This window comes from uncultured Sphingomonas sp., from assembly GCF_964235535.1.
In the GTDB taxonomy this organism is placed as follows: Bacteria; Pseudomonadota; Alphaproteobacteria; order Sphingomonadales; family Sphingomonadaceae; genus Sphingomonas.
On sequence record NZ_CAXSBH010000025.1, the window covers coordinates 1 to 13,125 of the forward strand.

At 69.5% G+C, this 13,125-nt stretch carries 15 protein-coding genes; 5 read left to right on the plus strand and 10 right to left on the minus strand.

Translation table 11 applies throughout. The annotated features are described in order from the left end of the window. Window positions 1-801: DUF885 family protein (locus ACFE7F_RS09165; protein WP_375403549.1), on the plus strand; the 801-nt coding region annotated here is incomplete at its 5' end. Window positions 802-834: 33 nt separating this feature from the next. On the opposite strand, the gene ACFE7F_RS09170 is transcribed toward ACFE7F_RS09165, so the two are convergent. After that, a complete protein-coding gene (locus ACFE7F_RS09170; RefSeq protein WP_375403550.1) occupies window positions 835-1,116 on the minus strand; it encodes a chorismate mutase in 282 nt (93 codons plus the stop codon). A gap of 98 nt (window positions 1,117-1,214) precedes the next feature. On the opposite strand from ACFE7F_RS09170, the gene ACFE7F_RS09175 reads away from it, so the two are divergent. Continuing rightward, entirely contained in the window at window positions 1,215-2,225 is a 1,011-nt protein-coding gene (locus tag ACFE7F_RS09175; RefSeq protein ID WP_375403551.1) for a polyprenyl synthetase family protein, read from the plus strand. Window positions 2,226-2,304: 79 nt separating this feature from the next. Here ACFE7F_RS09175 and ACFE7F_RS09180 read toward each other — a convergent pair whose 3' ends face one another. After that, window positions 2,305-2,706 carry a type II toxin-antitoxin system death-on-curing family toxin gene (locus tag ACFE7F_RS09180; protein ID WP_375403552.1) on the minus strand — a complete coding sequence of 134 codons (402 nt, stop codon included), beginning with the start codon at window positions 2,704-2,706 and terminating at the stop codon, window positions 2,305-2,307. Beyond that, entirely contained in the window at window positions 2,703-2,837 is a 135-nt protein-coding gene (locus ACFE7F_RS09185) for a hypothetical protein (RefSeq protein ID WP_375403553.1), read from the minus strand. Before ACFE7F_RS09185 ends, ACFE7F_RS09180 begins: the two co-directional genes overlap by 4 nt. Window positions 2,838-3,004: 167 nt before the next feature. On the opposite strand from ACFE7F_RS09185, the gene hrpB reads away from it, so the two are divergent. Next, window positions 3,005-5,527 carry an ATP-dependent helicase HrpB gene (gene hrpB, locus ACFE7F_RS09190; RefSeq protein ID WP_375403554.1) on the plus strand — a complete coding sequence of 841 codons (2,523 nt, stop codon included), beginning with the start codon at window positions 3,005-3,007 and terminating at the stop codon, window positions 5,525-5,527. A gap of 9 nt (window positions 5,528-5,536) precedes the next feature. Then, window positions 5,537-5,824: an NADH dehydrogenase ubiquinone Fe-S protein 4 gene (locus tag ACFE7F_RS09195; protein WP_375403555.1), complete on the plus strand. Its 288-nt coding sequence runs from the start codon at window positions 5,537-5,539 to the stop codon at window positions 5,822-5,824. Here ACFE7F_RS09195 and ACFE7F_RS09200 read toward each other — a convergent pair. The 4 genes from ACFE7F_RS09200 to ACFE7F_RS09215 are packed head-to-tail and all read right to left on the minus strand — an operon-like array spanning window position 5,817 to window position 8,422. Then, entirely contained in the window at window positions 5,817-6,335 is a 519-nt protein-coding gene (locus ACFE7F_RS09200; protein WP_375403556.1) for an NUDIX hydrolase, read from the minus strand. The genes ACFE7F_RS09195 and ACFE7F_RS09200 overlap by 8 nt on opposite strands. Then, entirely contained in the window at window positions 6,332-6,994 is a 663-nt protein-coding gene (locus ACFE7F_RS09205; RefSeq protein WP_375403557.1) for a TPM domain-containing protein, read from the minus strand. Before ACFE7F_RS09205 ends, ACFE7F_RS09200 begins: the two co-directional genes overlap by 4 nt. Before the next feature lie 5 nt (window positions 6,995-6,999). Further along, a complete protein-coding gene (locus tag ACFE7F_RS09210) occupies window positions 7,000-7,848 on the minus strand; it encodes a TPM domain-containing protein (RefSeq protein ID WP_375403558.1) in 849 nt (282 codons plus the stop codon). A gap of 1 nt (window position 7,849) precedes the next feature. After that, window positions 7,850-8,422 (minus strand): LemA family protein, encoded by a 573-nt coding sequence (locus ACFE7F_RS09215; protein ID WP_375403559.1) that lies wholly within the window; start codon window positions 8,420-8,422, stop codon window positions 7,850-7,852. Window positions 8,423-8,524: 102 nt separating this feature from the next. Here ACFE7F_RS09215 and mscL point away from each other — a divergent pair, with 102 nt between their 5' ends. After that, window positions 8,525-8,977 (plus strand): large conductance mechanosensitive channel protein MscL, encoded by a 453-nt coding sequence (gene mscL / locus ACFE7F_RS09220; RefSeq protein WP_375403560.1) that lies wholly within the window; start codon window positions 8,525-8,527, stop codon window positions 8,975-8,977. Here mscL and ACFE7F_RS09225 read toward each other — a convergent pair. The 3 genes from ACFE7F_RS09225 to ACFE7F_RS09235 all read right to left on the minus strand — a co-directional run bounded on the left by ACFE7F_RS09225 (window position 8,943) and on the right by ACFE7F_RS09235 (window position 13,117). Beyond that, on the minus strand, window positions 8,943-10,136 hold the full coding sequence (locus tag ACFE7F_RS09225) for a YihY/virulence factor BrkB family protein (RefSeq protein ID WP_375403561.1): 1,194 nt from the start codon (window positions 10,134-10,136) through the stop codon (window positions 8,943-8,945). The genes mscL and ACFE7F_RS09225 overlap by 35 nt on opposite strands. Beyond that, the gene (locus ACFE7F_RS09230; RefSeq protein ID WP_375403562.1) at window positions 10,133-11,989 is read right to left on the minus strand and encodes an AI-2E family transporter; all 1,857 of its coding nucleotides are present in this window, start codon (window positions 11,987-11,989) and stop codon (window positions 10,133-10,135) included. Before ACFE7F_RS09230 ends, ACFE7F_RS09225 begins: the two co-directional genes overlap by 4 nt. 330 nt (window positions 11,990-12,319) lie before the next feature. Then, a complete protein-coding gene (locus ACFE7F_RS09235) occupies window positions 12,320-13,117 on the minus strand; it encodes a PhzF family phenazine biosynthesis protein (RefSeq protein ID WP_375403563.1) in 798 nt (265 codons plus the stop codon). Window positions 13,118-13,125: the final 8 nt, after the last annotated feature.

Here is a 13,125-nt window from a genome sequence, read left to right on the forward strand (position 1 = left end):
CAGCTCAACAAGCGCCCCGACCAGCTCTATCCCAACACCGCCGAGGGCCGCGCCGCGCTCATCGCGTCCTTGAACGAGGGCGTGCGCGACATGACGACGCGCCTGCCGAACGCTTTCTCCGAATTGCCGAACAAGCCGCTCGAGATCCGCGCGGTCCCGGTCGAGATCCAGGACGGCGCGTCCAACGGCTATTACCGCCGCGCCGCGCTCGACGGATCGCGGCCCGCCATTTACTACATCAACCTCAAGGATACGGGCGACTGGCCCAAATACAGCCTTCCCGCGCTCACCTATCACGAGGGCGATCCGGGGCATCACCTCCAGATATCGACCTCGCAGAACTCGACCGACATCCCGACACTGCGCAAGATCGGCTTCTTCGGTGCCTACACCGAGGGCTGGGCGCTATATGCCGAGGAGGTCGCGGCCGAACTGGGCGCGTACAAGACGCCGCTCGAGCGCGCGGGGTATCTCCAAAGCTTCCTGTTCCGCGCCGCGCGCCTCGTGGTCGACACCGGGCTCCACACCAAGCGCTGGAGCCGCGAGAAGGCCACGCAATATATGGTCGACACAACCGGCTTCGCGCAGCCCCGTTCGCAGCGCGAGATCGAGCGTTACTGCACCCAGCCCGGCCAAGCCTGCTCCTACAAGGTCGGTCACATGGCCTGGAGCCGCGCCCGCAAGAACGCGGAGAAGGCGATGGGCCCCCGCTTCGACCGCAAACGCTTCCACGCCCTGATCAAGGAAGGCGCGATGCCCCTGTCGATCATGGAGCGCCTGGCCGCGGAACGGATGGTGTAACGAGAAACCCTCTCCCGCTTTCGCGGGAGAGGGTTACTCCGTCCGCATCCGCTCGTGATGCCGGATCACCTCCCCGATGATGAACCGGAGGAACGCCTCCGAGAACGCCGGGTCCAGCTCCGCCTCCTCCGCCAACCGCCTGAGCCTGGCGATCTGGGCCTCCTCGCGCCCCGGATCGGCCGGCGGTAGCCCGGCCTGCGCCTTGTGCCGCCCGACCGCCTGCGTTACCTTGAACCGCTCGGCCAGCAGATGCACCAGCGCCGCGTCGATATTGTCGATGCTCCGGCGATAGCCTCGCAGCACCTCGTCGCTCATGCCGATCTCCTATGTTTCCCGGGCTATCCTGCGCGGGCGCGGACACCGGGCGCAAGGCTTGCGTTCGCCGCGCCCGCCCGCCACATCGCGGGCGCACCATGACCGCCGCCGTCCACCGCCTCCGACCGGGCCAGCCCTCGCTCGATCCCCTGATGGCGCTCGTCCAGGGCGACATGAACGCGGTCAACACCGTCATCCTGGGCCGGATGCAGTCGGAGATCCCGCTGATCCCAGAACTCGCCGGTCATCTGATCGCGGGCGGCGGCAAGCGCATGCGCCCGATGCTGACGCTCAGCTCGGCGCGGCTGATCGGCTATACCGGTACCCGGCACCACCGGCTCGCCGCCGCGGTCGAGTTTATTCACACCGCCACGCTCCTCCATGACGACGTAGTCGACGGATCGGACCTGCGCCGGGGCAAGCGCACCGCCAACATCATCTGGGGCAATCCCGCGAGCGTCCTGGTCGGCGACTTCCTTTTCTCGCGCTCCTTCGAGCTGATGGTCGAGGACGGCAGCCTAACCGTCCTCAAGATACTGTCGAACACGTCGGCGGTGATCGCGGAGGGCGAGGTCAACCAGCTCACCGCCGCCCGGCGGATCGACATCGGCGAGGACCGGTATCTCGACATCATCGGCGCCAAGACCGCCGCGCTGTTCGCCGCCGCCTGCCGCATCGCCGCCGTCGTCGCCGAACGGCCCGAGGCGGAGGAGAAGGCGCTCGACACCTATGGCCGCAATCTGGGGATCGCGTTCCAGCTCGTCGACGACGCGATCGACTACGTCTCCGACGCGGGCACGATGGGCAAGGATGCGGGCGACGATTTCCGCGAAGGTAAGATGACGCTTCCCGTCATCCTCGCGCACGCACGCGGCAATACCGACGAGCGCCGCTTCTGGAAGGACGCGGTGGAGGGCCGCCGCGCCACCGACGACGATTTCGCCCATGCGGTCGCGCTCGTCCGCCGCTCGCGCGCCGTCGACGACACCCTCGCCCGCGCCCGCCACTACGGCCAGCGCGCGATCGACGCGATCGCGGGGTTCGGCGGCGGTCGCGCGAAGGACGCGATGGTGGAGGCGGTCGAGTTCGCCGTCAGCCGGGCTTACTGACTTGCGGCCGGGGGTCGGCGAGGTTGATACCGTTCGACGTCGCGGCGGCTCTGCCATCGTTGCGTGCCCCACGGTTGCCTCAGTCGACGCGCTCAATCACGAGCCGGCCGATGCTGGCGATATATTCGTCGTCGGTGACAGCATGGTCCACGAGCGAGATCATCAGTTCGGCTAGATCAAGGTCGTCGGGATCGATGAAAGTGTAGCCGTTAATCCATAAAAAGCGAAACAACGCTACCTGGGCCGTCCGCTTGTTGCCTTGCTGGAAACAGTGGTTTCGCGCGATCGACATGGCGAGGGTGCAGCCGAGAACGACGACATCCTCTACGCCTCGATAATAGGCCACGTTGACGGGACTGAGAGCCGACTGTTCCAGCAAGCCGGGCTGTACGACGTGAAATGGTTCGCCGGTGTCGATCACGATGGATCTGTTAAGGGCGATAAGATCGTCCGCGGTGATCCAGGTCGGCTCCTCGCTCACTCGGCGAGGCGCGCCATCACCTTCGGATAGATCGACTTGGCCTGTTCCAATGCGGCTTGGGCGTCGAACTTCTCGCCGGTCGAGCGGGCGCGGCGCACCGGGGGTCGCTCGATCTTAGGCAGGGCAACCATCGTCAACTCCCTGGAAAACGTGATTCATATGCGCTTATTGCGGGCACAATCAACAAAAGGTTGATTTGCCGCCCGCCGTATCGACAACTCGCACGGGGCTCCTCGAACCTGATGCTGCTCCGCCACCACCTGCAACTGAGATGAATTCTACTGATCCTCCGCTCTATATGAACCCTCCTCTTCCCATCGAACAGGTCCTTCCCGATCTCCTCGCCGCCTTGCGCGAGGGTTTCAATGCCGTCGTCGTCGCGCCGCCTGGTGCGGGCAAGACCACCGCGATCGCCCCCGCGCTCCTCGCCGAACCCTGGTGTACCGGCGAGATCCTCCTCCTATCCCCCCGCCGCCTCGCCGCCCGCGCCGCCGCCGAACGCATGGCCGCGCTTGCGGGCGAGCCTGTCGGCCGCACGTTCGGCTACGCCACCCGCCTCGACTCGAAACGCTCGGCCGCGACCCGCGTCACCGTCGTGACCGAGGGCGTGTTCGCGAACCGCATCCAATCCGACCCCGAACTCGCGGGCATCTCGGCGGTGCTGTTCGACGAGGTTCACGAACGCGGCCTCGACGGCGATTTCGGCCTGGCGCTCGCGCTCGACGCGCAGGGCGGGTATCGTCCCGACCTGCGGCTCGTCGCCATGTCCGCCACCCTCGATGGCGCGCGCTTCTCGGCGCTGATGGGTGACGCCCCGGTCATCGAGAGCGCGGGCCGCAGCTACCCGCTCGAGCTGCGCCACCTCGGCCGCGCGGCGGAGCTCCGCATCGAGGACTCGGTCGCGAGCGCCGTCCGCCGCGCGTTGTCGGAGACCGAGGGCGGCGTGCTCGCCTTCCTCCCCGGCGTCGCCGAGATCGAGCGCGTAGCCGAGCGCCTGACCGGCCTACCCGACCATATCGTCATCCACCGCCTTCACGGCCAGCTCGACCCCGCCGCTCAGCGTGCCGCGATCGCGCCCGACCCTTCCGGAAAGGCCCGTCGCAAGCTCGTCCTCGCCACCTCGATCGCGGAGACCAGCCTGACGCTCGACGGCATCCGCGTCGTGGTCGATTCCGGCCTCGCCCGCCGCCCGCGTTACGACCGCTCGGCCGGCATGACCCGCCTCGTCACCGAACGCGCCAGCCAAGCCGCGGCCGTCCAGCGCGCCGGCCGCGCCGCGCGCCAGGGTTCCGGCGTCGCCTACCGCCTGTGGGAGGAGGCGGCCACCGCGGGCCTGCCGCGCTTCGACCCGCCCGAGATCCTCGAAGCCGACCTGTCGGCGCTCACCCTCGCCACCGCAATCTGGGGCGTCGCCGACCCGCGCGACCTCCGCTGGCTCGACCCGCCGCCTGCCGCCGCCGTTGCCGAAGCGCGTAGCCGCCTCACCATGCTCGGGGCGATCGACGCGGACGGCCGCCCTACGCCGCACGGCCGCGCGGTCGCCGCGCTGCCGATGCCGCCCCGCCTCGCCCACATGCTCCTGCGCGCCGCCGAGCTGGGCCTTGCCGATATCGCCGCCGAGGCCGCCGTCCTCCTCGCCGAACGCGGCCTGGGCGGTCCCGACCCCGACCTAGAAGTCCGCCTCCGCCGCTGGCGCACCGACCGCGGCCCCAAAGCCCAAGCGGCCCGCAAGCTGGCCGAACGGTGGGCAAGGCTCCCTCTCCCCTTTGGGGAGAGGGTCGGGGAGAGGGGCCGTACAAAGCACGGACCGTTGCGCCCGGAACAGCCCCTCTCCCCCCAAGCGAGGAGAGGAAGCGACCTTGGCACCTGCATCGCCCTCGCCTACCCCGACCGCCTTGCCCGCCGCCGCGACGCGATCGGTGAGCGTTGGGCCTCGGTCGGCGGTCGCGGCTTCCGCCTCGACCCGACCTCCCCGCTCGCCCGCGCCGAATGGCTCGCCGTCGCCGAAACGCAAGGCTCCGCCGCCGGCGCACGCATCCTGGCCGCCGCCCCGCTCACGAATGCCGACGTCGAAACCCTCTTCGCTTCCGAAATCCAACTTCGCAAAGTCGTTCGTTTCGATATCGCAACGAACTCCGTCCGTACCGTCCGCGAACGCCGCCTCGGCGCCCTCCGCCTGAGCTCCGGCCCCGACGCCGACGCCGATCCCCAAGCCATCGCCGCCGCCCTGCTGGAGGGGGTCCGCACCCACGGCCTCCATCTCCTCCCCTGGCCCCCGGCGGCCCTCGAACTGCGCACCCGCGGCACTTTCGCCAACATCGGGCTCGACGACCAAGCCCTCCTCACCAGCCTAGACGAGTGGTTGCCGCCCCTGCTCGTCGACCGACACCGTATCGACCAGATCCCGCCCGCCGCGCTCACCGACGCGCTCCGCACGCTCCTGGGCTGGGACGGCCAGCGTCGCCTCGACGCGCTCGCCCCGGCCGACTTCACCAGCCCCGCCGGCTCGCGCCACCCGATCGACTGGCTGGCGGAGGGCGGCCCGCGCGTCGAGCTCCGCCCCCAAACGCTGTTCGGCCTAGCCGTTCACCCGGCCGTCGGCGCGGATCGCATACCATTGGTCCTAAGCCTGCTCTCGCCCGGCGGTCGCCCCATCCAGACCACGCGCGACCTGCCCGGCTTCTGGGCTGGCTCATGGGCCGCGGTCGCGCGCGAGATGCGCGGCCGTTATCCCCGGCATCCCTGGCCCGAAGACCCCGCCGCCGCGCCTGCGACGCTCCGCACCAAGAATGCGGATGCGCGAGCGGTCCGCCCGCGTTAAGGACAGGCCATGTCCCTCGCCCTGATCTCCAAACGCCCGCAGCTCGGCGCCGAACACGGCTCCGGCCGCGTCAAGTCGTGGCAGCTGATCTTCGACCGCCAGACTCCATTGCGCGCCGACCCGCTCACCGGCTGGGCGGGCGGCACCGGCGACATGCGCCCCGACCAGGTCCGCCTGCTGTTCGATACGCCGGCGGACGCGGTCGCTTATTGCGAGCGTCAGGGCCTGGCCTACGAAGTCCAGCCCGACCCGCCCCGCCCGCTCCAGCTCCAGAGCTACGCCGACAACTTCAAGTAACGCCCGGCCCGAGCAGCGCGGCCGCGAGCACGACCAGCAGCTTGGAGTCGATCGCCAACCCCTCGCGTCGCTTGGCCTCCACGAAACCGGCCAGCTCGGCCATCGGCACACGGTGGACGGTGATGCTCTCGCCTTCCACACCGCCGCCCGCGCCGACCCTGGTCAGCCCCGACGCCCGGACGAGCGTGAACGCCTCCGACGTCATTCCCGGCGAGGAATGGAACAGGCCCAGCGACTCGGCCCGCTCGGCGCGGTAGCCGCACTCCTCCTCCAGCTCGCGGATCGCCGCGATCTCGACCGGCTCTCCCGCTTGGTCGTCGCCGATCAGCCCGGCGGGCAACTCGATGCACCGCCGCCCGACAGGTATGCGGTACTGCTCGACCAGCAGGATGTGCCCGTCGTCGATCGCGACGATCACCGCCGCCTCGATCCCTCGGGCGCGGACGGCGTACTCCCAGGTTCCCTCGACCTCGACCGCGAGGTATTTGCCCTCCCAAACGCGCTCGCTCACAGCTCCACCAGCCGGTCGGACAGTTCGTTGATATCACCTTCGGTCCGCGGGAAATGCTCGGCCAACACCGCGCCGATGCGCTCGACCGCCGCCGCCATGCCCTCGCCGGGTCGCCCGTCGCGCGTCGCCGTGAGAAGTCCCCCCATCGCTTCGCCCCAGACCTCGGGCGCTACACGCGCATAAATCGCCGCGTCCGCGATGATCTCCGCGCGGCGCTCGGCGAGCGAGAGATAGAGCATCACGCCCGTCCTCGCCCTGGTTTGCCGCTCCGCAGCGACGCGGAATAGCTCGACGGCGCGCCGCCGTACCCGCCGCGCCTCAGTGCTTCCCGGCGTCAGCGCAAGCCGGAGCGGCATCCACGCCAGCAACAACCTCGCCAGCAGGAACGTGGCCGTGACGAGTACCAACGCCACCGCGAGCAGCCCGCCGGTCGGCGACCGCGTCGCCCAGGGGTCGACCAGCGCCCATCCCCGCTCGGCGGTCCACGGAAACGCCGCCAGCAGCGCAAGCATCCCCAGCATCGCCAGCACCGCCCAGTGGAGCGCCACGTCGTGATAGCTGTCGGATTGCGGCGCGACGACCGTCACGATCTCGCCGTCGGTCCGCTTCTCGGCGGCCGTGACCGCCGCGCCCACCGCCGCGTGATCGGCCTCGCTCAAGCGCGTCACCAACTTCCCGACGCCCCGCCGCCGCCGAACGATCCGCCGCCCCCGCCAGAGAAGCCGCCGCCTCCCCAGCCGCCGGAGTCGCCGCTGGAACCGCCGCCGTATCCGCCGCCGCCACGCCCCATCTGGCTGCCCAGCGCCCACAACGCGATCGGCAAGCCACTCCCGCCGCCACCACGATAGCGCCGACCGCCGCCCCGCCGTCCACGCAACATCGGCAGCACGACGAAGGCGAAGATGACGCCCCAGAAAATGAGCGACCCCGGCACCCCGCCGCCCCCGTCCTGCTGCGTTCGGCGGCGATGCGTCCGGTCGAACTCGGCGACGGCGGCGTCGGTGCGCGCCTTGGCCTCGTCGGGGCTGGCGCGCAGCTGGGCGACGATCGCGTCGACACCGGCGGTCATCGCGCCGGGCACGTCGCCGCCCTTCAGCCTGGGCATCATCCGTTCGTTGATGATGACGCTGCTCAAAGCGTCGGTCAGCACCGGCTCCAGTCCGTATCCGACCTCGATCCGCGGCCCGCGCTGGCCCGGCGGCTCGTTCGGCGCGATCAGCAGGATCGCGCCGTTGTTCACGTCGGCGAGCCCGACGCCCCAGGCGCGGCCGAGCCGATAACCGTAATCCGCGATCGGATAGCCTTGCATGTTCGCGACCGTCGCCACTACGAGTTGGCGCTTGGTGTCGCGTTGTAGCGCGCCCAGCTTCGCAGTCAGGTCCGCCTCGACCGCGGGCGGCAGGACGTTCGCCGCGTCGACGACGAGCCCCGTGAACTTGGGAAAGGTCTGCGCCCGCGCCGCGCCGGCGAGGACCGCCAGCAGCAGCGCGAGGATCAAGCGCCAGCCGGCCACGTCAGCCGAAATTCACCTGCGGGGCACGCTCCGCGCCCGGCGTCGTCGCCTGGAACGGAGTGAGCGGCTTGGCGCCGTGGATCACCCTGGCGCCGATCGCGTCGGGGAAGGTCCGGATGCGCGTGTTATATTCCTGCACCGCGCCGTTATAGTCCCGCACCGCGATCGCGACGCGGTTCTCCGAACTTTCGAGCTGGCTCATCAGCGTGCTGAAATTGGCCTGGCTGCGGAGTTCGGGATAGGCCTCCTGAAGCGGACGCATCGCCAGGCTGAGCGCGCCCTGGGCGGCGGCGAACTGCTGCATCCTGGCGGGGTTCGACAGGTCGTCCCCGCTCAGCTGCACCGAATTGGCGCGGGCACGGGCGTTGATGACGTTGGTCAGCGTCTCGTTCTCCGCCTTGGCAGCACCCCGCACGGTCGCGACGAGGTTGGGAATCAGATCGGCGCGGCGCTGGTACGCCGCCTGCACGTCGGCCCAGCGCGCCTTGGCGTTCTCCTCCGACGTGGGAACGCTGTTCAGCCCGCAACCGGCGAGCAGGACGGAAGCGGCGATGGGGGCGAGAGCACGATACATGCGGTCCTCCGGATGGTGGTCGGGGCGATATAGATTGCACGAGCGGCTTGGCGAAAGGACAATCGTCTTTTAGCGTTTCGCCGAACCGGTGGGAGGCGATCGATGCTCAAGGAATTCCAGGCGTTCATTGCGCGGGGCAACGTGCTCGACCTGGCGGTGGCGGTGATCATCGGGGCGGCGTTCGGGCGGATCGTCACCTCGCTGACGGAGGACGTCATCATGCCGGTCATCGGTCGCGTGCTCGGCGGGCTCGACTTCTCCTCCTATTTCGTCGCGCTCGGCCCCGTGCCGGCGGAGCTCGCCGGGACGACCGACTACCTCGCACTCAAGAAGGCGGGGGTGCCGCTGCTCGGCTACGGCGCGTTCCTGACGCAGGCAGTCAATTTCCTGATCGTCGCCTTCATCATCTTCATGCTGGTGCGTACCGTGAACCGGATGGTGGGCGTGTTCGAGCGCGAAAAGGCCAAGGCCGCCGACCTCGCCACCGCCGAGCCGACCGACATCGCGTTGCTCCGCGAGATCAGGGACGAGCTGCGGGCGCGGCCTTCCGCCTGATCTCCGGTTTCGGCTTGTCGCGGCGGGCCCAGGCGAGGGCGGCACCCGCCGCGACCAGCACCGCACCGCTGACGCTCGTGCCCCTGCCCAGCCGCGAAAGGCCGAACGCGGTGAGCAGGGTCGGGATCAGCCCGGACTTGCGGCCCGTGACACGGCTGGCGGTGCGTAGCGCGAAAGCCGTTGACGCCACACCGGGTCCGTCCGGCTTCTCGGTCTCGCCCGCCACGGTGTCGGCCGCGGCCGCGCCGCGCGCGCCGATCGGGCGGTTCGTGCCGGTTGTGGTATCCTTGGCCGTCTGGCGTTCCAGCTCCGAATTGAGCTCGGCCCCGAACAGATAGACGTAGGCCGTGAGCCACAGCCACGTAAGCAGCACGATCACCGATCCCAGCGCGCCGTAGGTCGCGCCGTAGCTGCCGAAATTCGCGACATAGAAACCGAACAGGGCGGTGCCGGCGAGCCACAGGACGGTCGCGATCACCGACCCCGGCGTCAGCCAGCCCCATTTCGCGTTCGCGCGGTTCGGACCGTAGCGATAGAGCGCCGCCCCCGCCGACACGGCCAGCGCGGCGATCACGGCGTAGCTCGCCAGCCGGATCAGCACGACCACGAACCCCGGCGCATTCGGGAGCAGGCCGCCGAGAAAGGCGAGCACGCCCGTCGCGGCGATCGCGCCGAAGATCAGCAGCACCGCGCCCAGCACGATCGCTAGATTCAGGAGGGTGAGCTTGACGAAGCCGCGCGTCTCCTTTTCCTCATAGGCGATGTTGAGCGCGGTCACGATCGCCGCCGCCGCCTTGGTGCCGCCGTAAAGCGCCAGCGCCAGCGCGATCAGCAGCCCCAAGCCTTTCTTGCCGCCTTCCGACCGGACGGCGGTGAGCAGCTGGTCGCTGATCAGCCGGGCGGCGTCCTGCGGCAGCGATCCGAACAGTCCCTGGATATTCGTCACCACCGTCTGCTGATCGGCGAAAAGGCCATAGCTCAGCACCACCGCCGCCAGCACGGGGACGATCGACGCGAAGGCGTAGAAGGCGGTGCCCGCCGCGATCAGGCCGACATTGTCGTCGTTCATTTCGGTGCGCGTCCGCTTCAGCGCCGCCCACCAACCGCCCGCGGGCATGGTGAAGGGGCTCGTCGCGCTCCGGCCGTCGCTGTCGGTCATGCGGTCAGTCTTTCTTGGGATGCCGGTTCGCCCGCCATCTGCGCGGCGACGTCGACCACCATGCGCAGCGATCCGACATAGCGGTCGGCACCGAGGGTCTGCTGGATCTGGTTATCGGTCAGCGCCGCCTCGCCCTCGGGCCAGAGGCCGACCATCACCTGGGCCGCGCCCGCCGACCGGCGCAACCGACGGACGAGATAGCGCAAGTGGCTCGGCGTCCCGCCCAATTCCAGATAGGACAGGCACACCAGCCGCGCGCCGGTGAAATCGTTGCCGGCGATGCGGTCGCGCGCGACTTCGGCGTGGGTGATCCGCCGGACGCCGAAGCCGCGGTGGCGCAACAGTTGCTCGATCATCGCGGTCACGGCGTCGTCGAGAACGCCCCGCCCCGCAACGCAGACGACCGCGCCCGGCTCGCGCCATTCCGGCGGCAGCCCCTCGCCCTCGACCGCGTGGTCGTCGAGTTCGTGGATCACCGCGAGCATCGAATCCACGATCCGCGTGGCGCGTTCGCGGTCGACGACGCCGCGCCGGGCATCGAAAGCGGCTAGCTTCAGCCCGGGGAGCGCGACCTCATCGTAATAGTCGACCAGCGACCGCTCGACGAGCTGCGCCTCCGCCTGATCGAGCGCCTCCTCGGGATCGTGCGCGAGCATGCGTTGGTAGAAGCTCTCGATGGGGGTGAGCGCGGGCCGGTCGCCGAGCAGCACCTCCATGAACTCGAGCGAGGGGACGTGGCGGCCCAGAACCACGAGGCACAGCGTCAGCGGCATCGACAGCACCAGCCCGACCGGCCCCCATATCCAGGTCCAGAACACCGCCGCCAGGATCACCGACAAGGGCGAGAGGCCGGTCGAATGGCCATACAGCAGCGGCTCGATCACGTAGCCGACCAGGGGCTCGACGACGACGAACAGCGCGACCACGAGGAGCGGCATGGTCCAGCCCGGATCGACCCCGGCGGCGACGACCAAAGGCAGCACCGCGCCCAGCAGCGCGCCGATATAAGGCACGAAACGCAGCACCCCGGCCAAGATGCCCCAGACGGCGGGGACGGGTACGCCGATCAGCCACAGGCCGACGCCGACGACCAGCCCGAAGGCCGTGTTCACCGCCAGCTGCGACAGGAAATACCGGCCCAACCGGTCGGCGGCGTCGTCCATCGCGGTGGTGGTGCGGTGAAGGTCGGACGACCCGAACAGCCGGATCATGCGGTCGCGCAGATCGTCCTTCTGCAGGAGGATGAAGATCGCGACGACGAGCACGATGACGAACGTCTCGAACGGTCCGAGTATGGGCGACAGCACGTCGCCCGCGATCTTGAGCGGGTTGGGCTCGTCGTCGACGACGCGCACGGGTATCGGCTCGCGCGCCTGCGAGGCGATGGCGTCGCTGACCGGGGTCGGCGCGGTCGCGGCGGCGGGTGGGCGATCGCGGCGGGTGAAGACGGCGGCGCGTTCCAGGGCGTAGGCCCGGGCGCGGGCTATCTTGCTCTCGATGGTCCGGGCGTAGGCGGGCGCATCGTCCGCCAAGCTCGCCGCCTGAGTGCCGACCACGGTGCCCAGCCCACCGAGCAGGCCGAGCGCGAACAGCACCGACACCAGCACCGCGGGCGCGCGGGGCACGCGCACTCGGCGGAGCAGCGCGACCACGGGCGACAGCACGAACGACAGGAGGATGGCCAGCGTGATCGGAATCAGCACTTCGCGCCCGAAATATAGCCCAGCGATGACGACCACCCCGATCGCGAGGCCGAGCAGCCCCGTCAGCCCCGGCACATGCACCGCCAACGCCTCGGCCCCGCCATACGTCGGGGACGATCCGGGTCGGATCGGCTGGTGGTCTGCAATCAAACAGCATGCCCTTTTCGCCTCGGCCGACACGGCCGATGATGCGGGATAACGCGGCCACTCGAATTTCGTGCCGGGTGATGTGAGGATCCGACGTGACGCACATGTCACGCCCGTTCGGTAATTCCGTGTCGTGTGCTTGTAACATTGTTGCGCGTCGGCACCGCGCGACGGAGAAGAGATCGGGCGCCGAGCCGGCAAAGAGAAAGACCGAGTCGCGACCTAATAGGCCTGAGCTCTTGTAGGACAGCGTTTTTGATTGCTCCCGAGCGGATAAGCCTATCGACCGTGACCAACACTACGCGCTCGAAGCGATGCGAGACCACCGCCCGGTCAGGGAAGCAGGAAGACGCCTTCGATCACCGTGACGCACCGCCCGCCGAGCACCACGCGGTCGCCCTCCGACCGGCAGGTCAACCGTCCCCCGCGCACGCTCGCCTGATGGGCGGTGAAGCCGTCGCGGTCGAGGCGCTGCGTCCAATAGGGCGTCAACACGCAGTGGGCCGAGCCGGTCACCGGGTCCTCGTCGATCCCCGCCCCGCAGGCGAAGACGCGGGACACCACGTCCGTCTCCGATCCGGGTGCGGTGACGATCGTGAGCACATCGCCCTCGCGCGCCAAAGCGCGGAAGTCGGGGCGGAGCGCACGCACGGCGGCTTCATCCTCGACCACCACGAGCGCGTAGGCGCTCGGATGCCACAGCGTCGCGACCGCCTGCTCGAGCCCGAGCGCGGCGAGAATCGCGGGAAGCGGCTTGGGTTCGGCGGGATAGGCGGGCAACGCCATGGCGTAACCCAGCGCGTCGAGTGCGACCTCCAGCAATCCCGCCTTGCGCGTCACGAAGGTGACGCGTTCGCGGGTTGGTTCGGACCGGAGCACGACGTGGCCGCTCGCCAGCGTGGCGTGGCCGCATAGCTCGACCTCGGTCGTGGGCGTGAACCAGCGCAGCTCGAAGTCCGCCTCGCCGCCGTCGGCCGGGATCAGGAAGGCGGTCTCGGACAGGTTGTTTTCCGCCGCGATCGCCTGGAGCGTCTCGTCGGGAAGCCAAGCGGAGAGCGGCATCACCGCCGCCGGATTGCCGCCGAACGCTTCGTCGGCAAACGCGTCGACCTGTGTGAACGGGATCCTCATGCGCCCTT